We start from the raw sequence: 24,161 nt of genomic DNA on the forward strand, positions 1-24,161 counted from the left end.
TGGTTTTTCTCACCACTTCTACAGCAGCGCCCTGAATAAATACTTTTCAATCAATATCTTATAAATTAACCAATCTGGCACGAAAATTGTATCTGTCAGCAGAGTCCTGACAGAGGAGAATAGACGTGGAAATTGTATTTGTGCTTGGGTTCTTTGTAATGCTGTTGCTGACCGGCGTTTCCCTGCTGGGGGTGATTGCGGCTTTAGCCGTTGCCACCGTGCTGATGTTTTTAACCGGCCTGTTTGCCTTTGTTATAAAACTGTTACCCTGGCTGCTGCTGGCCGTGGTCGCCGTCTGGGTCTGGCGCAGCGTTACCACACCGGGTAGCAGCACCAGACTGAACCGGCTCAGGAGAAAAATCAGCAGGATGGAGCGACGCGGCTGGTAAAAAATGCGGCTCAGATCACAGCGCTGAATTGCGCTGGCGCTAAATAAAACGTAAACATATTTTTTACTTATGTTTTCTGCCACTATACGTATACAGATTCAGTACCGCTGTCCCTACACAGCGCGAACTAAAAAAAGAATCAGGGGCTTCCTTCAGGAAGCCCTCTTTTTTTGCCTGCATCAGGGCAGCAGCAGGCTGGAGCCCTGGGTCGCACGACTCTCCAGTATCTGATGCGCGCGCATGGCATCGCGCAGCGGGAACTTCTGCTGCTCCGGTACGTTTACCTGAATGGCGCGGCTGGCTATCAGGGAAAAGAGTTCACTGCTCGCCTGCTCCAGCTCCTCACGGTTTGTGATATAGCCAAACAGCGACGGGCGGGTGACAAACAGAGAGCCTTTCTTATTAAGAATCCCTAAATCCACGCCGGTTACCGGGCCGGAGGCGTTGCCAAAGCTGACCAGCAGCCCGTGGCGCTGCAGAGAATCGAGCGATGGTTCCCAGGTATCCTTACCGACAGAGTCATACACCACGGCCACTTTTTTCCCCTGCGTCAGTTCGCTGACGCGCTGTGCAATATCCTCTTCGCGATAGTTGATGGTGGCCCATGCGCCAGCCGCTTTGGCAATCTGCGCTTTTTCGGCAGAACCCACCGTGCCGATAAGATGTGCACCCAGCGCTTTGGCCCACTGGCAGGCAATCAGACCCACACCGCCTGCGGCAGCATGAAACAGAAACGTCTCATCCGCTTTGACTTTCCAGGTTTGTCGCAGCAGATACTGGACCGTCAGCCCTTTAAGAAATGAGGCAGCCGCCGTTTCAAAAGAGATACTCTCCGGCAGCAGCGCCAGCCGCTCTTCCGCAACGTTGTGAAGTTCACTGTAAGCGCCCAGAGCGGCCTGACAGTAAACCACCCGATCGCCAGGCTGAAAACGCGTGACCGCTGCGCCCACTTTGCTGACCACGCCTGCCGCTTCGGTACCGAGTCCGGAAGGAAAGGCTGAAACCGGGTAGAGCCCGCTGCGCACATAGGTGTCGATATAGTTGATGCCTATCGCCCGGTTTTCTACCTGCACCTCATGCTCAGCCGGATCGGCAGGATCAAAATCTGCCCACTGCAAAACCTCCGGACCACCGTGCTGACTGAACTGAATACGCTTTGCCATGCTGACTCCTGTGAATGTTCATCCGGGGGCGGTATACTTGCGCGTCCCTTTCACGATCGGTAATGCATTCACTATGGCAGGAAACAAACCCACCAACAAATCGAACGAACCCCGCGATCGGCAGCTGGAAGGCGTAAAAATGCCGCCGCACTCCATAGAAGCGGAGCAGTCGGTGCTGGGTGGGTTGATGCTGGACAACGAGCGCTGGGACAACGTCTCTGAGCGCGTTGTCGCAGACGATTTTTTTAACCGCTCACACCGCATGATTTTTGCTGAGATGCAGCGGCTGCTGGAGCTGGGCCAGCCTATCGACCTGATCACGCTGTCAGAGTCGCTGGAAACGCGCGGCGAGCTGGAGATGGCGGGCGGCTTTGCCTATCTGGCCGAACTCGCGAAAAATACGCCAAGTGCGGCTAACATCGGCGCCTATGCAGATATCGTGCGCGAACGTGCGGTAGTGCGTGAGATGATTGCGGTTGCCAATCAGATTGCCGACGCCGGTTACGATCCGCAGGGGCGGAGCAGTGAAGATCTGCTCGACTTTGCCGAATCCAACGTCTTTAAAATCGCCGAGCAGCGCGCGAATAAAGATGACGGCCCGCAGAACATTGAGCAGATCCTTGAAGCCACCGTGTCCCGTATTGAAGCGCTGGTCTCAACGCCGCACGATGGCGTAACCGGCGTAGATACCGGCTATCAGGATCTGAACAAAAAAACGGCTGGCCTGCAGGGGTCCGATCTGATTATCGTGGCGGCGCGTCCCTCAATGGGTAAAACCACGTTCGCCATGAACCTGTGCGAAAACGCCGCGATGCTCAATGAGAAACCGGTGCTGATCTTCAGTCTGGAGATGCCCAGCGAGCAGCTGATGATGCGTATGCTGGCATCTCTGTCGCGCGTGGACCAGACGCGTATTCGTACCGGCCAGCTGGAAGATGAGGACTGGGCGCGCATCTCCGCCACGATGGGTATTCTGCTGGAGAAGAAAAACATCTTTATTGATGACTCTTCCGGCCTGACGCCAACCGAAGTACGCTCGCGTGCCCGCCGCGTGTTCCGCGAAAATGGCGGTCTGAGCATGATCATGATCGACTATCTGCAGCTGATGCGCGTGCCGTCGCACTCCGAGAACCGTACGCTGGAGATCGCCGAAATTTCGCGTTCATTGAAAGCGCTGGCCAAAGAGCTGAATGTGCCGGTCGTGGCGCTGTCGCAGCTAAACCGTTCACTGGAGCAGCGCGCCGACAAACGTCCGGTTAACTCCGATCTGCGTGAATCAGGATCGATCGAGCAGGATGCTGACCTGATCATGTTTATCTACCGCGATGAGGTTTATCACGAAAACAGCGATCTGAAAGGCATCGCTGAGATCATCATCGGCAAGCAGCGTAACGGGCCGATCGGTACCGTGCGTCTTACCTTCAACGGCCAGTGGTCGCGCTTTGACAACTACGCCGGCCCGCAATACGACGACGAATAAGCCTTTGCCTGCCAGTGCATGCACGTTTTGTGCATGCATCTCACGTCATCAGAAAATAGTGTTGGACAAGGCGACCCGCTATCAGGTTATCTGTGCCAAAGCGAATGTGACAACGCTGTGGGATCAGAATGACGCAGGTAGATGATTACGATCTTAAGATATTGACGCTATTACAATCTAACGGCCGTCTTACCAATCAGGAACTGAGCGATCTGGTGGGGTTATCCGCATCACAATGCTCACGCCGCCGCATCAACCTTGAACAGGCGAATTTAATCCTTGGCTATCATGCCCGGCTGTCGCCTGATGCGGTGGGTCTCGGCATGGTCGGACTGATTGAAGTGCGGCTGAAAAACCATACGCCTGATTACGAAGATAATTTTTTGCAGATGGTGGAAGCGGAACCCGCCATTGTTGACGCGTTTAAAACCACCGGAGACGCTGACTATCTGCTGAAAGTGGCGGTGGCCGATCTCGCCTCGCTGAGCACGCTGATCAGCCAGCTGGTGGCGGGCCATCAGAGCGTGTCGCACGTTAAAACGGCGGTGGTACTCAACCGGCTGAAAGAGAATGGCCTGATGATGAAGCCTGCGCACAAAGTGCGCCATAAAGGTGCATAATGCGCCATAAAAGTGCATCAGACTCCCTCTCTCTGCTTATTTCTCGCGATTAATACCGAATTTGTGCATGAATCAACGGTTTTATTCTGATTCATGCATAAAACTGTGCAATAAAGCGCCTTAGATATCAATGGGATATTCGCTGGCACCCTCCGGCTAAGCAGCAGCGAGGCCGGAGTGGTGCGTTTTTTGCAGCTATATCGCTTTTATTTGCACAGAGAACTCCTGATGGACAACATCGCTCAGCCAGTGGCGGCTCCTCACTCCCGTATCGAAGATGCGCTGGCTATCGTGCTGGGAACGCTGATGGTCTCATTTGGCGTCATGCTGCTGAAGCAGGCGGGCGCGCTGACCGGCGGAACGGCCGGTATCGCGTTTTTAATCAGCTACCTTTCATCCTCCTCTTTCGGCGCCGCCTTTTTTGCCATCAATCTGCCGTTTTACTGGCTGGCGATACGCCGCATGGGGTGGGAATTTACCTGCAAAACCTTTGGTGCCGTGGCGCTGGTTTCCCTGTTCACACAGCTGCATCCGCTGTTTATCCACTTTTCGGCATTAAATCCTTTTTATGCGACACTGTTCGGTAACGTGGTCATGGGGATCGGGTTTATAGTGTTGTTTCGTCACAAAGCCAGTTTGGGTGGTATCAATATTCTGGCGCTCTGGCTGCAGGATCGCACCGGTCTGCGTGCCGGGAAGCTACAGATGATGGTTGATACCTGTGTGGTATGCGCCTCGCTGTTTGTTGTACCGCTACCGATGCTGCTGGCCTCTGTTGCGGGCGCGGCGATCCTCAACCTTATCATTGCGCTGAACCATCGTCCTGGCCGCTATCAGGTATAAAAGCGCCGTCTTACGCTTACTCATGCATTTTTATGGAGATCTGCACCGTGTTTCAAAACGTTGATGCCTACGCCGGCGATCCGATTCTGTCGCTGATGGAAACCTACAAACAAGATCCGCGCGCGCATAAAGTCAATCTCAGTATCGGCCTGTTCTACAACGAAGCAGGGATCGTTCCGCAGCTGCAGGCCGTTGCGGCAGCTGAAGAGCGTCTGCAGGCGCAGCCGCATCAGGCATCACTCTATCTGCCGATGGAAGGTTTAGGCCCTTACCGTAACGCCATTGCGCCGCTGCTGTTTGGTCACGAACACCCGGTGCTGAAAGCGGGACGCATCGCGTCTATTCAGACGCTGGGTGGTTCCGGTGCGCTGAAAGTGGGGGCTGATTTCCTGAAGCGCTATTTTCCGCACTCAGAGGTCTGGGTCAGCGATCCGACCTGGGAAAATCACGTAGCGATTTTTAACGGCGCGGGCTTCGCGGTAAACACCTACCCCTGGTACGATGCTGAGACCAACGGCGTTAAGTTTGACGCATTTATCCGCTGCCTGAAATCGCTGCCGAAGCATGCCATTGTGCTGCTGCATCCCTGCTGCCATAACCCGACCGGCGCCGATCTCACTGACGCCCAGTGGGATGAGACCACCGCCGTGCTGAAAGCGCAGGAGCTGATCCCGTTCCTCGATATCGCCTATCAGGGCTTTGGTGCAGGAATGGAAGAGGATGCTTACGCCATTCGCGCTATCGCAGCCGCGGGTCTGCCGGCGCTGGTGAGCAACTCATTTTCCAAGATCTTCTCGCTCTATGGCGAGCGCGTGGGCGGGCTCTCTGTGGTCTGCGACAGCGCTGAAGAAGCGGGACGGGTGCTGGGTCAGCTGAAAGCCACCGTGCGCCGCAACTACTCCAGTCCGCCAAATTTTGGTGCGCAGGTAGTCTCCTGCGTGCTGAATGATGCCGTACTACTGAACATGTGGCTGGCAGAAGTTGACGCGATGCGCCTGCGTATTGCGGAGATGCGCCAGGCGCTGGTCAGCGAGCTGCAGGCAATTCTGCCGGGTAAAAATGTCGACTATCTGCTGAAGCAGCGCGGTATGTTCAGCTATACCGGTCTCAGCGCACAGCAGGTTGATCGCCTGCGTGATGAGTTCGGCATCTATCTTATCGCCAGCGGACGTATGTGCGTTGCTGGTCTGAACCACGGTAACGTTAAACGCGTTGCAGAGGCGTTTGCTGCCGTTATGTAACCGCCGGACGCGAAACCAGAAACCATCCGTTTTCATGCGGATGGTTTTTTTTTGCGTCTGCCAGGCAGGCTGATGCTTTTTCCTGCGGCAGGGTTTACCTTTCGCCAACATGCTGCACACTTAAGAGACCTGTTTTTTTAGGACTTTGCTATGTGGCAGCAACAGACCCTCACCCTGAGCGCAAAAGCGCGCGGGTTTCACCTCATTACCGATGAGATCTTAAGCCAGCTTAACGGCCTCAATGGCGTGCGCATCGGCCAGCTGCATCTGCTGTTACAGCATACCTCCGCGTCGCTGACGCTGAATGAAAACTGCGATCCCACCGTGCGCAGCGACATGGAGCAGCATTTCTTACGCCAGGTGCCTGAAAACGCAGGGTGGCAGCACGCTTATGAAGGCGCAGACGATATGCCTGCCCATATCAAGTCGTCACTGCTGGGCGTTTCACTGCTGCTGCCGGTCAGTCGCGGGCGGCTGATGCTGGGGACCTGGCAGGGCATCTGGCTGGGCGAACATCGCATACAGGGCGGTGCCAGACGCATCGTCGCGACTTTACAAGGGGAATAACCAATGACGATTTCTGAGCTATTGACCTACTGTATGAGCAAACCCGCCGCAGAACAGGACATTAAAGAGGCGTGGGATGCAACGCAGATTAAGAGCCACGGTGTGCTGTTTGCCATGCTTTATGAGAAAGCAGGGCGGCCGGCGGTGACGCTGAAAACCTCTCCCGCACTGGCTGAACTGTTGCGTGAAGAGCACAGCGACGTCTTTCCCAGCGAATACCTGAATAAATCCTGCTGGAGCACGCTGTGGCTGGATGGATCGCTGAAGGATTCGCAGATTTACTATCTGGTTGACGCCTCTTACCAGCAGGCCGACGCCACGCACGCGGCGGGCGCCAGCCAGCACAGCGCCTGAGCCGTTACGCCGCAGGCGTATCGCGCAGGGTATTGATATCGATGACAAAGCGATATTTTACATCGCTTTTCAGCATGCGCTCATACGCCTCATTAATTTGATCCATGGCAATCAGTTCAATGTCTGAGGTGATGCCGTGCTTGCCACAGAAATCGAGCATCTCCTGCGTTTCAGCGATGCCGCCGATCAGCGAGCCAGAGACACTGCGGCGTTTGAAAATCAGGTTAACCACCTGAGGTGCCGGATGATCGTGCTCGGGCACACCGACCAGCGTCATATTGCCATCACGCTTCAGCAGGGTGATAAACGGGTTGAGATCGTGCTGTGCGGCTACCGTGTTCAGAATAAAATCGAAACTGTTAGCGTGGGCCGCCATCTGATCGGCATCTTTAGATATCACCACTTCATCAGCGCCAAGACGTTTGCCATCTTCGACTTTTGATGGCGATGTCGTAAACAGCACGACCTGCGCGCCCATCGCATGGGCAATTTTCACCCCCATATGGCCCAGGCCGCCGAGGCCTACGATACCCACTTTTTTGCCCGGCCCGACATTCCAGTGGCGCAGCGGCGAATAGGTGGTGATCCCCGCGCACAGCAGCGGCGCAACGCCTGCCAGGTCGAGGTTTTCCGGCACGCGCAGCACAAAATCTTCGTTGACCACCATGCTGGTGGAGTAGCCACCGTAGGTGACCGCGCCGGTTTCGCGATCCTGGCCGTTGTAGGTGCCCGTCATGCCCTCTTCGCAATACTGCTCCAGCCCTTCGTGACAGCTCGGACAGCTGCGGCAGGAGTCAACCATACAGCCAACGCCCACCAGGTCACCGGGCTGATATTTATGGCTGTGCGCGCCCACGGCGGTTACGCGACCGACAATTTCATGGCCCGGTACGACCGGAAAAATTGTGTTGTTCCATTCGTTGCGCGCCTGGTGCAGATCGGAGTGGCAGACGCCGCAATAGAGCACTTCAATCTCCACATCATGCTCACGCAGTTCGCGCGGTTTGTAGTCGAACGGGGCGAGTTTTGATTTGGCGTCCTGTGCAGCCAGGCATGGGTAATATTCATGGTGTCTCCAGTCGGATGTGTCGTGAGTAGGGTATGCAAACGCCTTACGGAGTTCGAAAGGCCGCAACGCTGAGGCAGCGTTGCAAGCAGACCGCTATAAGCGTAGTCAGCTCGCCTGGATGCGACCATGCCTGAAATTGTCTGATTCTTGCCTGTTTCTGCATTTTGTTGCGTAATCAGGCACGTCTGAATAACCGGCAAATAAAAAGCCGCCCCGGAGGGCGGCCTGATAATGGTAAAGGCGCAGACAGAAAAGCCTTACTTCTTCAGCATCGGTTTCAGGAAGCGTGCGGTATGTGACTTTTCACACTCTGCCACGGTTTCCGGCGTACCGGCGACCAGGATCTCACCGCCGCCGCTGCCGCCTTCGGGACCCAGATCCACGATCCAGTCTGCGGTTTTAATCACATCCAGATTATGCTCAATCACCACAATGGTATTGCCCTGATTACGCAGCTGATGCAGGACTTCCAGCAGCTGCGCAATATCGGCAAAGTGCAGGCCGGTGGTCGGCTCATCCAGAATATAGAGCGTCTGTCCGGTACCGCGCTTCGACAGCTCACGCGCCAGCTTGACGCGCTGCGCCTCACCACCAGAGAGCGTGGTGGCGGACTGGCCGAGACGGATATAGGAGAGGCCGACATCCATCAGCGTCTGCAGCTTGCGTGCCAGCGCCGGGACCGCTTCAAAGAAGTCGCGCGCTTCTTCAATCGTCATCTCCAGCACTTCGTGAATGCTTTTGCCTTTGTACTTGATCTCCAGCGTTTCGCGGTTATAGCGTTTGCCTTTACACTGATCGCACGGCACATAGATGTCGGGCAGGAAGTGCATTTCCACTTTGATCACGCCATCACCCTGGCACGCTTCACAGCGTCCGCCGCGCACGTTAAAGCTGAAGCGGCCCGGATTGTAGCCGCGCGAGCGCGACTCCGGCACACCGGCAAAGAGTTCACGCACCGGCGTAAAAATGCCGGTATAGGTCGCCGGGTTAGATCGTGGCGTACGCCCGATCGGGCTTTGATCGATGTCGATCACTTTATCGAAGTGCTCAAGGCCGGCGATCTCACGATAAGGTGCCGCTTCACCGCTGGTTGCACCGTTAAGCTGCTGCTGCGCGATCGGGAAAAGCGTATCGTTGATAAGCGTTGATTTCCCGGAGCCGGAGACGCCGGTGATGCAGGTAAACAGGCCAACCGGCAGCGTCAGCGTCACATCCTTCAGGTTATTGCCGCGCGCGCCGGTGAGCTTCAGCACTTTAGCCGGATCGCCTTTCACCCGCTCGGCCGGCACTGCGATTTCGCGCTTGCCGCTCAGGAACTGGCCGGTCAGCGACTCTTCATGCGCCATAATGGCGTGTACATCACCTTCAGCCACTATCTGTCCGCCGTGCACGCCCGCGCCCGGACCGATATCAATGATATGGTCAGCCGCTCTGATCGCGTCTTCGTCATGCTCTACCACAATCACGGTATTGCCGAGATCGCGCAGGTGGATCAGGGTCGAGAGCAGGCGTTCGTTATCGCGCTGGTGTAACCCGATAGAGGCTCATCAAGAACGTACATGACGCCAACCAGGCCCGCGCCAATCTGGCTGGCCAGACGAATACGCTGCGCCTCGCCGCCGGAGAGCGTTTCAGCCGAACGTGACATGGAGAGATAGTTCAGGCCGACGTTGACCAGGAAACTCAGCCTATCGCCGATCTCTTTCAGGACTTTCTCAGCAATTTTTGCGCGCTGGCCGCTCAGTTTAAGGTTGGTGAAAAACTCCATCGCATGACCAATACTCATTTCAGAGATGGTAGGCAGGTTAGTATCTTCAACAAACACGTGGCGCGCTTCGCGGCGCAGGCGGGTACCGTGACAGCTGGTGCAGGCGCGGTTGCTGATAAACTTCGCCAGTTCTTCGCGCACCGCATTGGACTCCGTCTCTTTATAACGGCGCTCCATATTATGCAGCACCCCTTCAAACGGATGACGCCGCACGGAAGTATCACCGCGATCGTTGATATATTTGAATTCAATATTCTCTTTGCCCGAGCCATACAGGATCACCTGACGCGCTTTGTCGCTCAGGCTGCTGAACGGCGCCTCCACGTCAAAATCGAGATGCTCAGCGAGCGAGCGCAGCATCTGAAAATAGTAGAAGTTGCGGCGATCCCAGCCGCGAATCGCACCGCCCGCCAGCGACAGCTCAGGGTTCTGCACCACGCGATCGGAATCAAAGTATTGCTGCACGCCAAGGCCGTCACAGGTTGGACAGGCGCGGCCGGGTTGTTGAACGAAAACAGGCGCGGTTCCAGCTCACGCATGCTGTAGCCGCAGATCGGGCAGGCGAAGTTGGCGGAGAAGAGCATCTCTTCGCTGTCAGGATCGTCCATGTCCGCCACGATCGCGGTGCCGCCGCTGAGTTCAAGCGTGGTTTCAAACGACTCCGCCAGACGCGTGGCGAGATCGTCGCGCACGCGAAAACGATCGATGACGACTTCAATAGTGTGCTTTTTCTGCAGCTCAAGTTTCGGCGGATCGGAGAGATCGCACACTTCGCCATCGATGCGGGCACGGATGTAACCCTGCGCCGCCAGGTTTTCCAGCGTTTTAGTGTGCTCACCTTTGCGATCTTTCACCACCGGCGCCAGCAGCATCAGGCGGCGACCCTCTTCCTGCGCCAGCACCTGATCCACCATCTGGCTTACGGTCTGCGCCGCAAGCGCGACGTCGTGATCGGGACAGCGCGGCTCACCCACGCGGGCAAACAGCAGGCGCAGGTAGTCGTGGATTTCAGTAATAGTACCCACCGTCGAGCGCGGGTTATGCGAAGTCGATTTCTGCTCAATGGAAATGGCGGGCGACAGGCCTTCGATATGATCGACATCCGGCTTCTCCATCAGCGAGAGAAACTGGCGCGCGTAAGCAGAGAGGGACTCTACATAGCGCCGCTGACCTTCGGCATAGAGCGTATCAAACGCCAGCGATGACTTCCCGGAACCTGAGAGACCGGTGACAACGATCAGCTTATCGCGTGGAATGATCAGGTTAATATTTTTCAGATTGTGGGTGCGAGCACCGCGGACTTCGATCTTATCCATTCACCTTTCCCGGATTGAACTACACCCGCTATGCCAGCAAAGCATAACGGATAGAAACGCATCATTATGGCACAAAAAATAACCTGAATAAATATCCAGTAGTTTTATCCTTTGGTACACTAGAGGCGCAAAACTGGAAGCACGCTCCAAAGTATCCATCATAGATCAGGACGTGTTAAACTTTGTCGTTTAGACTTATAGCATCAACTCATCGGGAGAGAGCAACATGGCCAGTCGTGGCGTAAACAAAGTGATTCTTGTCGGGAATCTGGGTCAGGATCCGGAAGTGCGTTTCATGCCAAACGGTGGCGCTGTAGCCAACTTTACGCTGGCCACGTCTGAAAGCTGGCGTGACAAGCAGACCGGTGAAAACAAAGAGAACACCGAATGGCACCGCGTTGTGCTGTTTGGCAAACTGGCTGAAGTTGCCGGTGAATATCTGCGTAAAGGCTCACAGGTCTATATTGAAGGTCAGCTGCGTACGCGCAAGTGGCAGGACCAGAGCGGCCAGGAAAAATATACCACCGAGGTTGTTGTCAACGTAGGCGGCACCATGCAGATGCTGGGCGGACGTCAGCAGGGCGGTGCGAATGCAGGTGGCGCACCGATGGGCGGCCAGAGCGGCGGCGGAAATAACAACGGCTGGGGTCAGCCACAGCAGCCGCAGCAGCAGCAGTCTCAGGGCGGCAATCAGTTCAGCGGCGGCGCGCAGCAGCGTCCACAGCAGCAGAGCGCACCGGCGAACAACGAACCGCCAATGGATTTCGACGACGATATCCCGTTCTGAAGCTGACTGATCAGTCACCTTTAAAAATATGTGCGCAAGCCCCTGTTAATACAGGGGCTTTTTATTTTGTACTTTTGGCACTCATCAAATATCAATTCATATCCGTTTTTTGATCCAAAGATCCTGCATGACAGCCAGGAGAAAAAAGAGTGGCATATTTTATCTGTATGGACGCGCCAGCTGATGCAAAGCAGAAAAGACCAATATTAGCCTTAAACTCATTATTAGCTGCGCAGCTAATAACGGGCTGGAAATGAATGTCATGAGCCATTACCCACATTATTCAGAATTCGAACAACAGATGCTGGATGCACTGAGGGAAGCTATTGCTGAAGCCTTCGGCTCCGAAGCTTCTGTACTGAATGCCTCACACGAGCTTCCCGAAGCTGGAGTTGAACTTGATGGCAAGATTGTGATCAAGACTCCGGGTAAAACCCTGCAGGTATTCGTCGAGGTCAAAAAACAGGTCTACCCAAGAGACCTGAGAAATGCTGTCTACCAGCTTCGCAGAGGCATAGATGAAACCAGTGATTGTCACGAAGCGATTGGACTGCTTGCTGCAGGTGAGTTGAGTCCCGGGGCTAAACAGGAGCTCAGGAATCAAAATATCGCCTCATTCGAGCTGGGGGGTAGCCTTTATCTGAAGCATGAAGGCTGGTTCATTAACATCGAAAAGCCTTCCCACCGTAGCAAAAAGAACACTCATGGCATTGAGCTTTTCACTGAGGCTCGGGAAAGTGTAATACATGCGCTTCTGATGAATAGCCATAAGTGGTTGACCGGCGCAGAACTGGCCGAAAAAGCCGAAACATCTCCATACACCTGCTCTCTCGTCCTGCAGGAGCTGACATTGCGTGAATGGGTGGAGTCTACTGGTAGAGGACCGGGCAAGCGCAGAATGCTCACTCACCCTGATAAGCTTTTGGACGCCTGGTCTGAGCAGTGGCAGGGACGTAAAGAAAAGAGGTCAAAGTGGTACACCTTTGTCGAAACGCCCGAGCATCTGCTGGCTCACCTGGCGGAAGAGATAGACCGTCAGAAAGTGGATTATCCGTGGGCATTTACGGGTGCTGCTGCAGCGAATGTTTATGCTCCACTGCTGACCAGTACTGAGGGAGCAGAAATTATTGTGCCCAGGGGCTACGCGGATAAGATGGCTGATAGATTAGGCCTGAAGCCAGTGAGCAGAAGGGCAAACGTTACGCTCATTGAGCGCGAACCTGCGAGTTTGCTTTATCGATATATGCGCTCGGATCAGCCTGTCTTTTTTGCCAGTCCTTACATTCTGTATCTGGACTTATTAGATGGTCGGGGCCGCAACAAGGAACTGGCGCAACATATCAGAGAACGATTGGAGTCTTTATGGCAACGGAATTGAAACCTCGTACAGCGGCTGGATACGATCAAAATGTCACACTGGCATGCGAGAGGACGCTGCTTACACTGTTAAGCGCCTTTGGAAATTTGAGAGAAACTCTGAGACTTGTCGGTGGTTTGGTCCCCCGTTGCCTATGCACGTTTCCATAGCGGGAACGATGAAGACGAAGATGAGCTTGTTAGCCGACAGCGTTTTGCTGCAGGGTTAGTCCAGAAGTTACTGACTGAGATTGAGAGGCAACGGACAGCCTGACGAAAACAGAAGTGCCGTAGCGTCAGCCCGGCAGGTTTACGCTGCGATATAGCCCGCCAGCAGTGACGCGCTTTTTACAGCCAGAGGCGTGCCGGTTTTGCTCTGCGTATTATGTCGCTAACAGCTTTTGCTGAGGTTTCCGGACTCTCTGTTCTTCACGCCTCCTCATTCTGTGGCTACGACCAGCGATGTTCAGGCAGCGTTGATCTGCAGCGTTATACCGGCGTTTTTAAGAATTTAGCCCACCCGTTTTTGCCTGGTTTGCCCGTCTTACCGCCTGAACATTCGCCGCTATATGCTCCTGAGCAGGCAGACAGGTTGTCTTTTAATCACCTTTTGACATAACGCCCGGCTGCTATAGCGTGCTTACCCCGGTGATAGATGTGTCTTGGCGTCTGTTTTTTATGCAGAACAGAGCAGCAGTTGCATATTGATGAGACGAAATGAGAATAAAAATTGGCTGTAACCGCTCTGCGGCCCCCGGTTTTAATCAGAGAGTGGCCCTGTTTAGTGGTAAGAAAAACCATTCAGGTATCAAGCGAGGGCGCTGCGGTTAAGAATGATCCCGGTCACATTCCGCATAAAAATATTAAAACCCGCGACAAATAACCGAATGTTATTTATCGATCATATCGCTTTTTATCTTACATAGTTTAAAGCTCATTACGTTTTTGGGCGGGAAAATTCCTGGAGAAATTAAATCATAAATTGTTTATCCCACGCGACGCGCCGATTTTTAAGCGCAACCGTCAGGGCCAGGATAAATGAGAGGAGAAAAGTGGTGCAGCCGGAGGAGATGTTCAGTTGTGCTAACTAAAAACAACTGTGATTTAAGGTCAGCAACAGCGGCGTTAATGCAATAAACGAAGCGCCAATCTCACCGCAATGAGATTGGGCAACGTCTAAATGACTTAAAATACAAGACTTTTGCTGGTGTGAATCAATTTTACCGCAAAAAAAGAAGCATTTTCCTGCCATTAATCATCAGGAAAAAGAGGTGCGAATTGTTATATTGTGAACGCCGGATTAAATGATCTTCATCTCTTCTGGTAAGAACAAATCTCAGCATTTAGTCAAATAACAGCGGCCTTACAACTATTAGCGATTTTCCGATCCTGACGGATAGTGGTAAACGCTGCGGCTGATGTCGAGCAAACGACAGCTGCGGCGGGTTCCAATATCAAAGGTTGTCTGCAAAAAGTTGACTGCCTGACGCTTTTCATTGGTGGTAAAGAAGTTTTTGAGCACGCTCTGCAGCATCTCTTTATCGGAACTCAGCGTTTGCAGTTCGCGGGTAAGGTTCTGTAGTTTGTCCTCTAACTCTTTGATCTTTCTTCCTTCTTCAGAAGAAAGGCCTGAAAATTTCTTCTTCCAGCTGTAGAAGGTAGCCTCTGAAATGCCGAGCTCTTCACAAATCTCCCTGACTTTTACTCCTGTTTCAGAAGCTTTAATGGCATTTGTGATTTGCTCTTCGCTATATCGTGACTTTCTCATAAATGCTCTTACCTTTCTTATCAATTAGTGGATGAGAATTACTGTATTAATATCTGGTACTGCAAAAACGGTATTAATGCAGTATTAAAGTGCGCGATTTGAATTGCGAGGGATAAATTAAGATATTTAGAATAAATATCATCATGGGATAAATCTTATTTTATTATGAATGCCAATGAACATCTTCCTGGTATTGGCTTTTTGATATAGATTCATTCCATCCCAAATGCAGAAAAATACGACAAACATTGGATATTCGGTACAGCTTTCTTGCAAAAAAGAGAGGGCGTGCCAGTAAACTTTTGTCTCGAATTCGGGTTGAAATCGTTTACATCCGCTGAAATTCGCACCAGATTTAATCAGAATTTTCCTGAATTTCTCTTCTAAATCCTGACGCGAGTCTCATTTTTCGGACCAGCCTGGTTTGAAGTTATTAATTTTTGTCAGGCCCACTGAGCGCTTGTTAATTCATTTCAAGGACGTTTTACCGCAAGGCAGTTGCTGTAAGTAATACTAAGGACCAGTCAATGAAATTGAGCGTAATGTCTAATGCCGTCTGGATGATGTCTGAAAAAGTCGTCTCGGTGTTCGGCGTCATCTTTGTCACCTCCTATGTGGCAAAATCGTTTGGCCCGACCATATTTGGCCAGATGGCATTTTCAGCTTCGCTATTCTCCATGGTGCAGACCGTGGCGATTTTCGGTACCGAAACCATCCTGTTTAAGCGCATCAGCAAAAGTGCGCCTAAAGGTCTGCGTCTGATGGCCGTGGCGCGCACCATGCGCCTCGCGCTGCTGCTGCTGACCTCCATTCCGGTCTTGATTTGGGTCTGGTACAACATGCAGGAGAATTTTCTCGCATTTGCGCTGGCCTCATTTATCTCCTCGGTATTTGTAACGCAGGACACTTTTAGCGTCTACAACAATGCGCGTCTCGCGTCGCGGCTCAATACGCTGGCTAACTCAGTGGGACTGCTGCTTGGCTTCGCGCTGAGCTTTACCATCGCGTGGCTGCATCTCAATCCGCTGTGGCTGACCGTATCCATCGTGGCGGTAACGCTGGTGCCTTATCTCATCAAGCGCATCAATTTTTACCGTGAGCATCAGGACATTGCGCCGCCGCAGCAGAAACGCACTACCTATCTGCGCTACCTGATGTATGCCGGTCTGCCGCTGGCTATCTCCAGCATTTTTATCTCCGTGCAGGTAAAAGCGGCGCAGATGTTTCTGGCCGGTATCGCTTCCGCCCGCGATCTGGGCCTGTTCGCCGCGGCCAACACCATTTCGGCTTCCTGGATTTTTATCCCGGTTGCCATCATCACTTCCTGCTTTTCGGAAATTTTCCGTGAGCGTGGAGCAGCCGCAATCAAACTCACCGCGCGGCTGAACGGCTATGTCATGGGAGTTTCATTGCTGTTATTGGCGGTGATCGCCATGTTTGGCGAGAAGATCATCATCGCGTTATATGGTCACGAGTACACACAATCGGGAAGTCTCGTTACGTTACTGTCGTTAGCAACCTGCTTTTCGGCAATGGGGACCGTAGCTTACCGCTACATGGTCAAAGAGGGCGGGTTTAACTATCTGCTGAAGAAGATCCTCTGCCTGATGGTTATCAGCCTGCCGCTCTCATGGTGGCTGATCCAGGGGTACGGCATTATGGGTGCCGCCTGGAGCGTCTTCATCACTGAGCTGCTCTCCCTTACCGTAATGAATTACTTCTTTAAAAACGGCGTCATTCAAAAAATTCAGGTTTCCTCACTCAACTACAAAACCTACAAATGAGGTCAGATATGCTCAGGTTGAAAGAAGAACTCAGAAGAAGCGTTCAGTATTTTATCAAGAAGATGCCCTGGGCTACGCAGGATCGCATCTACTACTTCCGTAAATTCCGTAAGCTGCCTAATCTGCGCGAGCCAAAGGTGTTTAACGAGAAGGTGCTGTATCGCAAATTTGTGTATGGCGACTATCAAATCTATGGTCGCCTGTCGGACAAGTATTCAGTACGTGAATACATTGCTGAGAAGGTAGGCAGTGAGTATCTGATCCCGCTGGTTTACGAGACCAGCGATCCGCATTCGCTTCACACGCTGTCGCAGTGGAAGAATACTGTGATCAAGCCTAACCATGGTTCCAACATGGTTGAGATCCTGCTGGAAGAGCCGGATGCGCTGAAGAAGCAGCAGATCATCAGCGACTGTCATCGCTGGCTGAAAACGGACTTCGCTAATGAAGCGCGTGAGATCCACTATCGCTACATCAAGCCGCGGATTCTGGTAGAGCAGTACATTGGCGATGGCAAAAGTGCGCCGATTGACTACAAATTTCACATGTTCAATAAGCGCGATGGCAGTTTTGAATATGTGCTGCAGGTGATCTACAACCGCTGCAACCCGCTGTTGTCGATGAACTTTTACGTCAACAATCTGAACGAGGCGTATCATAAGATCCGCGATACCGGTCTGGATGTTGAGCCTATTCTGCCGCAGCTGCAGAAGGCGCTGGCGCTGAGCAAGACGCTGGCCAGCGATTTCGACTATGTCCGCGTTGACTGGTATATCCACGGTGAAGAGATCTACTTTGGTGAGCTGACCTTCACGCCGGGTGCCGGACTGGTAACGGGTCTGGACCGCGGGCTGGACCAGATGATGGGTGATATGTGGATTCAGGATCGTCGCGGTACGAAGAGACCGGGCGTTTCGGTTGCGGAAGTCGGTATTCCCGCCGTGTTGAAGAAAATTTGATCGCACAGCAATATAAAGAACCCCGCAGCGCGGGGTTTTTTATGCATACTATTCAGGGAATTGGCCACTCAGTCGGCGCCTGACTCATCACATCGATAAAAGCCTGTTTGCCAATCTGCATAAAGTTGTGCACGTTCTCCATGCTCAGCGTAATACCCAGCAGTCCGGTCACAAACCAGCACGACATCCCCACGCCCAGACCGCCACACAGCAGCGCCATAATCGGATGGCTCTTTTGCCGCAGTTTTATTTTCATTGAGCTGGCGAGAAACATCAGAACGGCGCTCAGAATACCCCAGCGCATTACCAGTAAACTGGTTGTTAACGTAGCCATTAACGCAAAACCTCTTCGAATCAGTGATATCCCTGACATTAACCGGACATCACTGACGGCAAAGAGCGCGTCAGGAAACGCTCTCACGTCGGATTAAGTGTGATTTGGATCACATTATATCAGCGGATTTGAATTTTTGAACAAATTTTGTACCCGCGAAGGCGGGCTGGGACGCGCGGCTAAAGCTGGAAGAGAGCGCCTGAAGCAGGCGCGCTGATTACCGGACAGGGCAGCATTCACCGGTGGTGCGCTGGGCGAAGCTGTTCATATTGTCGCTGCAGTCAAAGCTAAGCAGGCGAGGCCGTTGCGCAATCGCCTGACGACGCATGGCGTGACGATACGCCGTAGGCGTCTGCGAAAACTGCCGGCGAAACACGCGCGAAAAGGTTTGCTGCGAATCGTAACCATACTGCATAGCGATATCAAAAACCGGTCGCTGCGTCTGCAGCAGCGCTTCTGCCGCCATCGTCAGACGCCGTTCACGAATATAGCCACCCAGCGTCTGTTTCGTCACGGTACGGAACATACGCTGCAGGTGCCATTTTGAGTAACCCGATTTTGCTGCCACATCATCAATCGACAGTGCTTTATCCAGATTCTGATCGATCCAGTTAGTCAGTGAATGAATGATTTCCTGTTGCATCATAGCCTCATCCTTCTGAAGGGGTATCACCCGGTGAGAAATTCGTACTTTTGATGGTGAGCGAGTATAGTTCCTCAAGTTAACTTGAGGTAAAGGCTGATGGTAAAAAAAGAGCGTAACTATCCAAAGCCGGTGCTGACGCCAGGAGAAGTGGCAAAACGTAGCGGCGTAGCGGTCTCGGCACTGCACTTTTATGAAACCAAAGGATTGATCTCCAGCACCCGTAATAATGGTAATCAGCGACGCTACAGCCGTGACGTACTGCGCCGCGTAGCGATTATTAAAATTGCGCAGCGTATCGGTATTCCGCTGGCGACGGTGGGTGAGAGCCTGATGCATGTCCCGGCGAATAAACGGATGTCGACGCAGGAGTGGGATGCACTGACGCAGCACTGGCGTGAAGAGCTGGATAAACGCATAGAGACGCTGACGCGGCTGCGGAACGATCTGGACGGATGTATTGGCTGTGGCTGTTTGTCGATGCGCGACTGTCCGTTACGCAATCCCGGCGACCGGCTGGCGCAGCAGGGTTCAGGCGCCGTGCTGCTTGACCCGGAGCAGGATGAGCAGGGGCGTTAATCCGCTATACTGGTGCGATACCTTTATCAGCAAGGAGCTGTACATGATCACCGTTCATCATCTGGAAAACTCCCGTTCGCATCGTGTGTTATGGCTGCTGGAAGAGCTGGCGGTGCCGTATCAGATCAAACGTTATCAGCGGGAAAATACGATGCTGGCACCCGATGAGCTGAAAAAGGTGCATCCGCTGGGAAAATCACCGGTGATAACCGATGGCAACCGCGTTATTGCTGAATCCGGCGCCATTCTGGAGTATCTGCAGCTGAAGTATGACAGCGAGCAGCAGCTGACGCTGAGCAATGAAGATGAACAGATTCAGGGACGCTACTGGCTGCATTATGCCGAGGGATCGCTGATGCCGCTGCTGATCATCAAGCTGGTTTTTGCGCAGCTAAGCAAAAAACCGGTTCCCTGGCTGCTGCGCCCGATCGGTGGTGCCATGCGTAAAGGAATGGAGAAAGCCTGGCTGAATAAGCAGCTGGCGTTGCATACCCGCGTGATTGAACAGCATTTAAGTCAGCATGCGTTTTTTGCCGGTTCGCGTTTCAGCATCGCTGATGTTCAGATGAGTTTTCCGCTGCTGGCGCTTCAGATGCGCGGCGGCCTGCACAATCTGCCTGCCACCACCCGCTGGCTGGAAGAGATGCAGCAGCGCGCCGCCTGGCAGCGAGCGCTAAAGCAGGGCGGCCCGATTAAATTCAGCGACTGACGCCGGCCCGGAATCCGGTAATCGTAGGGGGCGCATTAATGCGCCCCGAATTAATCCGCCGTCACCGCAGGCGTGCTTTCTCCAGTCCGGTGACGATTAACAGTTGAAAACGTCACCCCAAACGCCAGATAATCGCCTGCCATTTTATCTCCCCCTCTTTGACGGGAAGTACATAGCTGCGTAATCGTTTGCGCCTCTTTTCTCTTTGAGAAATCCCCACCAGGATGATGCGTAAGCGGCAGCTGTGCGGCGACTTACATCTAAAATATGCAGAGGAATAATTATGTCTGGCGACTCACGCCCGGCCAGTGGAAAACTGGACGCCTGGTTCCACATTTCAGCACGCGGCAGCAACGTGCGGCAGGAAGTGCTGGCGGGGCTTACCACCTTCCTGGCCATGGTCTACTCAGTTATTGTGGTACCGGGCATGCTTGGTAAAGCGGGCTTTTCTCCGACGGCGGTATTTGTTGCCACCTGCCTGGTCGCCGGGTTTGGCTCCCTGCTGATGGGACTCTGGGCCAATCTGCCGCTGGCTATCGGCTGTGCTATCTCGCTGACCGCCTTCACTGCATTCAGCCTGGTCCTTGGGCAGCACATCAGCGTACCGGTCGCGCTGGGCGCCGTATTCCTGATGGGATTACTGTTTACGTTTATCTCGGTAACCGGTATCCGCGCCTGGATCTTACGCAATCTGCCGATGGGCGTGGCGCACGGTACCGGGGTTGGTATCGGCCTGTTTTTACTGCTGATTGCAGCAGACGGTATTGGCCTGGTGGTAAAAAACCCGGCCGCAGGCTTGCCGGTGGCGCTGGGCGATTTTACCGCGTTTCCGGTCATCATGTCGCTGGTGGGTCTGGCGGCAATCTTTGGCCTGGAAAAACGCCGCGTACCTGGCGGCATCCTGCTGACTATACTGGCTATCTCACTGATTGGGCTTGTGTTTGATCCGGCGGTGACCTGGCAGGGGCTGTTTGCGATGCCAAGCCTGAAGGATGCCAGCGGTCAGTCAGCGATGTTCAGTCTGGATATCGCAGGCGCGCTGCAGCCAGCCGTACTGCCCAGCGTTCTGGCGCTGGTTATGACAGCGGTATTCGATGCGACCGGCACCATTCGTGCGGTTGCCGGGCAGGCCAATCTGCTGGATAAAGAAGGGCAGATCCTCAATGGCGGCCGGGCGCTGACCAGCGACTCCCTCAGCAGCCTGTTTGCCGGCCTGGTCGGTGCGTCTCCGGCAGCAGTCTATATTGAATCAGCAGCCGGTACGGCAGCGGGTGGCAAAACCGGCTTAACCGCTATCGTCGTAGGCGTACTGTTTCTGCTGATGCTGTTCATGTCGCCGCTTGCCGGTCTGGTGCCGGCCTATGCGACCGCGCCGGCGCTGATGTATGTCGGGCTACTGATGCTGAGCAACGTGGCAAAAATTGATTTCAGCGATTTTGTAGATGCCATGTCAGGCCTGCTGACCGCGGTGTTTATTGTGCTGACCTGTAACATCGTGACCGGCATTATGCTGGGCTTCGCCTCGCTGGTGATTGGCCGTCTGTTTGCCGGGGAGTGGCGCAAACTCAACGTGGGGACGGTAGCGATCGCTGTTGCACTGGTCACCTTTTATGCGGCAGGCTGGGCTATCTGACCACAGGTTCCAGTAATTTCCAGATAATCCCCTGACTTTGCCAGCGCCGCACATCGGGTCCCCCTATGTGCGGCGTTTTGTTTTACACTTTTTAGCGTAACGACCCTCGCTTTTAACCATTTCGATTCGCCTAAGGAAAGCATGGAAATCTTTTTTACTATTCTCATTATGACGCTGGTTGTGTCACTCTCCGGCGTCGCGGCAAGAATCCTGCCGTTTCAAATTCCGCTGCCGCTGGTGCAGATCGCAGCGGGTGCCTTACTTGCCTGGCCCACGTTTGGCCTGCATGTCGATTTCGATCCGGAACTCTTTCTGGTGCTGTTTATCCCGCCGCTGCTGTTTGCTGACGGCTGGAAGACGCCTATCAATGAGTTTCTGAGCCACGGTCGCGAGATCCTCGGGCTGGCGCTGGTACTGGTGCTGATCACCGTGGTCGGTATCGGCTACCTGATCTACTGGCTGGTGCCGGGTATTCCGCTGATCCCGGCTTTTGCGCTGGCAGCCGTGCTGTCACCGACCGACGCCGTGGCGCTGTCGGGTATCGTTGGCGAAGGGCGCATCCCAAAGAAAATCATGTCGATTGTGCAGGGTGAGGCGCTGATGAACGACGCCTCTGGCCTGGTATCGCTGAAATTTGCGGTCGCCGTGGCGATGGGCACCATGGTCTTTACCTGGGGCGGCGCCAGCGTGGAGTTTCTTAAAGTGGCCATTGGCGGACTGATTGCCGGCGTGGCCGTTTGCTGGCTCTATGGCCGCTCGCTGCGCCTGCTGAGCCGCTGGAGCGGAGACGATCCGGCGACGCAGACCGTGCTGCTGCTGCTGCTGCCGTTTGCCTCCTACCTGATTGCTGAACATCTCGGCGTCTCCGGTATCCTTGCCGCCGTCGCGGCCGGGATGACCATCACGCGCTCCGGCATCATCCGTCAGGCGCCGCTGGCGATGCGCCTGCGTGCAAACAGCGTCTGGCAGATGCTGGAGTTTGTGTTCAACGGCATGGTGTTCCTGATGCTCGGCCTGCAGCTGCCGGATATCCTTGCGACGTCCGTTGAGCAGGCGAATGCCGATCCCAACGTCGAGCTGTGGATGCTGTTTACCGATGTCGCGCTGGTGTATGCGGCGCTGATGATTGTGCGTTTTGGCTGGCTCTGGATCATGAAGCGCGCCAGCATGCGCCTGCTGAAGAAAAAACCGCTGGAATTCTCAAACTACTCGCTGCGCGAGCTGCTGATTGCCTCTTTTGCGGGCGTACGCGGTGCGATTACGCTGGCGGGCGTGCTCTCTATTCCGCTGTTTCTCAGTAATGGCGAGCCCTTCCCGGCGCGTTATGAACTGGTATTCATCGCCACCGGCGTGATCCTCTTCTCGCTGTTTGTTGGCGTTATCCTGCTGCCTCTCCTGCTGCGCGGTATCGACAGCCATGATAAAGCAGGCCACCGTCATGAACTGCAGCATGCGCGAGCCGCGATGGCGGGTGTGGCGATTGAAAGCTGCATAAGATGGAGCAGCGGCTGGAGAGTGATACCGAAGAGAATATCGATCCGGAGCTGCTTAAAGAGGTCAGCCTGCGGGTGATTGGCAACCTGCGCCGCCGCGTGGATGGCAAGGATGACGTGGATCAGGCGCTGTTTGCTGAGAACCTGGAGCGTCGTTTCCGTCTGACCGCGCTGCGCGCCGAGCGTGCTGAAGTGTATCACCTGCGCGCAACGCAGCAGATTTCCAATGAAACGATGCAGCGCCTGCTGCGCGATCTCGATCTGCTGGAAGCGCTACTGATCGAGAAAGAGGAGTAACCTCCTTTGCATGCCGCCGCGTCTCACACCTGCAGACGCGGCGCATCATCCGGCCAGTGTGTGCGACAGCAGCTGATCCAGGCTTCCGCACTGCGCGACAGATAGCTCCCTTCACGCCAGATCAACCCGATACGCCACTCCAGCGCAGATGCCAGCGGCAGCCACGCCAGCGACTGCGGATCCAGCCGCTGACAGATAGGTTCCGGCAGTACGGCTACGCCCATCCCCGCCTGCACCATCGCAGCCAGAAAATCCCACTGACCGCTGCGCAGCGCAATCTGAGGCGTTACGCCTTCACGCTGAAATGCCTGCATCAGCTGGCGGTTAAGGGCAAACTCTTCATTCAGGATCAGCAGCGGATGCTGCGCCAGTTCTGTCAGCGTCAGATGCGGGCGGGCGTGCCAGGCCGCGCTGCGCGACACCAGCACGCAGAGCGGATGGCGCATCAGCTCCAGCGTGTTAAGCGGTAAATCGGGCTCAACCGGCAGGGCGGTAAGCGCAATATCCAGCGCGCCGCTCAGCACCGCCTGCTGTGCGGTCAGCCCGCCTGATTCTGCAATATGCAGCTGCACGCCGGGATAGCGGCGCTGAAATGCTGAAATTGAGCCGGCAATCTGCATGCCCACCATCGGCGGAATACCCAGGCGCAGCTCACCGGTTTTCAGCTGATTGATATCACCAATCTGCGCCTCCAACTGATGAAACTCCTGCAGGATCGCGAGACCGCGCTGGTAGACCGCCTGACCGCTGTCGGTGAGATGCAGACGGCGTCCCTCCCGCCGCAGCAGCGCGCACCCCAGCTCCTCTTCCAGCTGGCGCACCATTTTGCTGATGGTGGGCTGCGTAACATAAAGCTGCTCTGCTGCACGGGTAAAGCTCTGCTGCTGTACTACGGCGACAAAGTAGCGCAGGGCACGTATATCCATGATCATTCCTTAATGGCATAGTCCGGATGATTTTAATTCATTTCTTTCACGGTTAGCGGCAGATTTATACTGCGTTTCTCACA

Annotated in this window: 19 protein-coding genes and 3 pseudogenes; 15 read left to right on the plus strand and 7 right to left on the minus strand. The window is 54.2% G+C overall.

Annotation, left to right across the window (positions count from 1 at the left end):
* The first annotated feature begins 125 nt into the window (after positions 1-125).
* Positions 126-389, plus strand: coding sequence for an envelope stress response protein PspG (gene pspG, locus HA43_RS07075; protein ID WP_094111299.1), 264 nt, complete (start codon positions 126-128; stop codon positions 387-389).
* Between the two features lie 179 nt (positions 390-568).
* Here pspG and HA43_RS07080 read toward each other — a convergent pair whose 3' ends face one another.
* Positions 569-1,552, minus strand: a complete 984-nt coding sequence (locus HA43_RS07080) for a quinone oxidoreductase (RefSeq protein ID WP_039381983.1) — start codon at positions 1,550-1,552, stop codon at positions 569-571.
* A 73-nt stretch (positions 1,553-1,625) separates the two neighbouring features.
* On the opposite strand from HA43_RS07080, the gene dnaB reads away from it, so the two are divergent.
* The 6 genes from dnaB (at position 1,626) to HA43_RS07110 (ending at position 6,657) form a co-directional block, all read left to right on the plus strand.
* On the plus strand, positions 1,626-3,032 hold the full coding sequence (dnaB, locus tag HA43_RS07085; RefSeq protein WP_039381986.1) for a replicative DNA helicase: 1,407 nt from the start codon (positions 1,626-1,628) through the stop codon (positions 3,030-3,032).
* 128 nt (positions 3,033-3,160) lie between these two features.
* Positions 3,161-3,652, plus strand: coding sequence for an Lrp/AsnC family transcriptional regulator (locus tag HA43_RS07090; protein ID WP_094111300.1), 492 nt, complete (start codon positions 3,161-3,163; stop codon positions 3,650-3,652).
* A 228-nt stretch (positions 3,653-3,880) separates the two neighbouring features.
* The gene (locus tag HA43_RS07095) at positions 3,881-4,495 is read left to right on the plus strand and encodes a YitT family protein (RefSeq protein ID WP_039381991.1); all 615 of its coding nucleotides are present in this window, start codon (positions 3,881-3,883) and stop codon (positions 4,493-4,495) included.
* 47 nt (positions 4,496-4,542) lie between these two features.
* Positions 4,543-5,736 (plus strand): amino acid aminotransferase, encoded by a 1,194-nt coding sequence (locus HA43_RS07100; RefSeq protein ID WP_128083787.1) that lies wholly within the window; start codon positions 4,543-4,545, stop codon positions 5,734-5,736.
* 150 nt (positions 5,737-5,886) lie between these two features.
* A complete protein-coding gene (locus HA43_RS07105; RefSeq protein ID WP_094111302.1) occupies positions 5,887-6,303 on the plus strand; it encodes a secondary thiamine-phosphate synthase enzyme YjbQ in 417 nt (138 codons plus the stop codon).
* A gap of 3 nt (positions 6,304-6,306) precedes the next feature.
* Entirely contained in the window at positions 6,307-6,657 is a 351-nt protein-coding gene (locus HA43_RS07110) for an MmcQ/YjbR family DNA-binding protein (protein ID WP_094111303.1), read from the plus strand.
* Between the two features lie 4 nt (positions 6,658-6,661).
* Here the strand turns inward: HA43_RS07110 and HA43_RS07115 are convergent.
* Positions 6,662-7,725: pseudogene (locus tag HA43_RS07115) on the minus strand (NAD(P)-dependent alcohol dehydrogenase).
* Positions 7,726-7,983: 258 nt separating this feature from the next.
* Positions 7,984-10,810 (minus strand): annotated as a pseudogene (gene uvrA / locus HA43_RS07120) (excinuclease ABC subunit UvrA).
* A gap of 226 nt (positions 10,811-11,036) precedes the next feature.
* On the opposite strand from uvrA, the gene HA43_RS07125 reads away from it, so the two are divergent.
* Positions 11,037-11,597, plus strand: a complete 561-nt coding sequence (locus HA43_RS07125; RefSeq protein WP_039382009.1) for a single-stranded DNA-binding protein — start codon at positions 11,037-11,039, stop codon at positions 11,595-11,597.
* Between the two features lie 262 nt (positions 11,598-11,859).
* Positions 11,860-12,975 (plus strand): type IV toxin-antitoxin system AbiEi family antitoxin, encoded by a 1,116-nt coding sequence (locus tag HA43_RS07130; protein ID WP_094111304.1) that lies wholly within the window; start codon positions 11,860-11,862, stop codon positions 12,973-12,975.
* Positions 12,976-14,325: 1,350 nt separating this feature from the next.
* On the opposite strand, the gene HA43_RS07135 is transcribed toward HA43_RS07130, so the two are convergent.
* The gene (locus tag HA43_RS07135) at positions 14,326-14,721 is read right to left on the minus strand and encodes a transposase (protein ID WP_039382017.1); all 396 of its coding nucleotides are present in this window, start codon (positions 14,719-14,721) and stop codon (positions 14,326-14,328) included.
* 527 nt (positions 14,722-15,248) lie between these two features.
* Between HA43_RS07135 and HA43_RS07140 the strand changes: the two genes are divergently transcribed.
* Both HA43_RS07140 and HA43_RS07145 read left to right on the plus strand, forming a co-directional pair.
* On the plus strand, positions 15,249-16,505 hold the full coding sequence (locus HA43_RS07140) for an MATE family efflux transporter (protein WP_039382019.1): 1,257 nt from the start codon (positions 15,249-15,251) through the stop codon (positions 16,503-16,505).
* An 8-nt stretch (positions 16,506-16,513) separates the two neighbouring features.
* Positions 16,514-17,464, plus strand: coding sequence for an ATP-grasp fold amidoligase family protein (locus HA43_RS07145; protein WP_039382021.1), 951 nt, complete (start codon positions 16,514-16,516; stop codon positions 17,462-17,464).
* Between the two features lie 52 nt (positions 17,465-17,516).
* Here the strand turns inward: HA43_RS07145 and HA43_RS07150 are convergent, their stop codons facing one another.
* Both HA43_RS07150 and soxS read right to left on the minus strand, forming a co-directional pair.
* On the minus strand, positions 17,517-17,798 hold the full coding sequence (locus HA43_RS07150) for a YjcB family protein (protein ID WP_039382023.1): 282 nt from the start codon (positions 17,796-17,798) through the stop codon (positions 17,517-17,519).
* A 217-nt stretch (positions 17,799-18,015) separates the two neighbouring features.
* On the minus strand, positions 18,016-18,444 hold the full coding sequence (gene soxS / locus HA43_RS07155) for a superoxide response transcriptional regulator SoxS (RefSeq protein WP_039382026.1): 429 nt from the start codon (positions 18,442-18,444) through the stop codon (positions 18,016-18,018).
* 96 nt (positions 18,445-18,540) lie between these two features.
* Between soxS and soxR the strand changes: the two genes are divergently transcribed.
* The 4 genes and pseudogenes from soxR (at position 18,541) to HA43_RS07175 (ending at position 23,152) form a co-directional block, all read left to right on the plus strand.
* Positions 18,541-19,020 (plus strand): redox-sensitive transcriptional activator SoxR, encoded by a 480-nt coding sequence (gene soxR / locus HA43_RS07160; RefSeq protein ID WP_094111305.1) that lies wholly within the window; start codon positions 18,541-18,543, stop codon positions 19,018-19,020.
* A 43-nt stretch (positions 19,021-19,063) separates the two neighbouring features.
* Complete coding sequence (locus HA43_RS07165; RefSeq protein WP_071668472.1) at positions 19,064-19,729, plus strand: glutathione S-transferase family protein; 666 nt, start codon at positions 19,064-19,066, stop codon at positions 19,727-19,729.
* Between the two features lie 283 nt (positions 19,730-20,012).
* Positions 20,013-21,362 (plus strand): NCS2 family permease, encoded by a 1,350-nt coding sequence (locus HA43_RS07170; protein WP_094111306.1) that lies wholly within the window; start codon positions 20,013-20,015, stop codon positions 21,360-21,362.
* A 141-nt stretch (positions 21,363-21,503) separates the two neighbouring features.
* Positions 21,504-23,152, plus strand: a pseudogene (locus HA43_RS07175) (Na+/H+ antiporter).
* A gap of 23 nt (positions 23,153-23,175) precedes the next feature.
* Here HA43_RS07175 and HA43_RS07180 read toward each other — a convergent pair.
* Positions 23,176-24,078 (minus strand): LysR family transcriptional regulator, encoded by a 903-nt coding sequence (locus tag HA43_RS07180; RefSeq protein WP_071668445.1) that lies wholly within the window; start codon positions 24,076-24,078, stop codon positions 23,176-23,178.
* Between the last annotated feature and the right edge of the window lie 83 nt (positions 24,079-24,161).

It is taken from the genome of Pantoea eucrina, from assembly GCF_002095385.1.
Taxonomy (GTDB): Bacteria; Pseudomonadota; Gammaproteobacteria; order Enterobacterales; family Enterobacteriaceae; genus Pantoea; species Pantoea eucrina.

Bases quoted from the DNA above. Each gene is read 5' to 3' on its own strand.
- soxS (WP_039382026.1), bottom strand. From the start codon at position 18,444: ATGATGCAACAGGAAATCATTCATTCACTGACTAACTGGATCGATCAG.
- HA43_RS07090 (WP_094111300.1), top strand. From the start codon at position 3,161: ATGACGCAGGTAGATGATTACGATCTTAAGATATTGACGCTATTACAA.
- HA43_RS07110 (WP_094111303.1), top strand. From the start codon at position 6,307: ATGACGATTTCTGAGCTATTGACCTACTGTATGAGCAAACCCGCCGCA.
- HA43_RS07145 (WP_039382021.1), top strand. From the start codon at position 16,514: ATGCTCAGGTTGAAAGAAGAACTCAGAAGAAGCGTTCAGTATTTTATC.
- HA43_RS07165 (WP_071668472.1), top strand. From the start codon at position 19,064: ATGATCACCGTTCATCATCTGGAAAACTCCCGTTCGCATCGTGTGTTA.
- HA43_RS07180 (WP_071668445.1), bottom strand. From the start codon at position 24,078: ATGGATATACGTGCCCTGCGCTACTTTGTCGCCGTAGTACAGCAGCAG.
- soxR (WP_094111305.1), top strand. From the start codon at position 18,541: ATGGTAAAAAAAGAGCGTAACTATCCAAAGCCGGTGCTGACGCCAGGA.
- HA43_RS07125 (WP_039382009.1), top strand. From the start codon at position 11,037: ATGGCCAGTCGTGGCGTAAACAAAGTGATTCTTGTCGGGAATCTGGGT.
- HA43_RS07105 (WP_094111302.1), top strand. From the start codon at position 5,887: ATGTGGCAGCAACAGACCCTCACCCTGAGCGCAAAAGCGCGCGGGTTT.
- HA43_RS07140 (WP_039382019.1), top strand. From the start codon at position 15,249: ATGAAATTGAGCGTAATGTCTAATGCCGTCTGGATGATGTCTGAAAAA.
- HA43_RS07170 (WP_094111306.1), top strand. From the start codon at position 20,013: ATGTCTGGCGACTCACGCCCGGCCAGTGGAAAACTGGACGCCTGGTTC.
- dnaB (WP_039381986.1), top strand. From the start codon at position 1,626: ATGGCAGGAAACAAACCCACCAACAAATCGAACGAACCCCGCGATCGG.
- HA43_RS07150 (WP_039382023.1), bottom strand. From the start codon at position 17,798: ATGGCTACGTTAACAACCAGTTTACTGGTAATGCGCTGGGGTATTCTG.
- HA43_RS07130 (WP_094111304.1), top strand. From the start codon at position 11,860: ATGAGCCATTACCCACATTATTCAGAATTCGAACAACAGATGCTGGAT.
- HA43_RS07095 (WP_039381991.1), top strand. From the start codon at position 3,881: ATGGACAACATCGCTCAGCCAGTGGCGGCTCCTCACTCCCGTATCGAA.
- HA43_RS07080 (WP_039381983.1), bottom strand. From the start codon at position 1,552: ATGGCAAAGCGTATTCAGTTCAGTCAGCACGGTGGTCCGGAGGTTTTG.
- HA43_RS07135 (WP_039382017.1), bottom strand. From the start codon at position 14,721: ATGAGAAAGTCACGATATAGCGAAGAGCAAATCACAAATGCCATTAAA.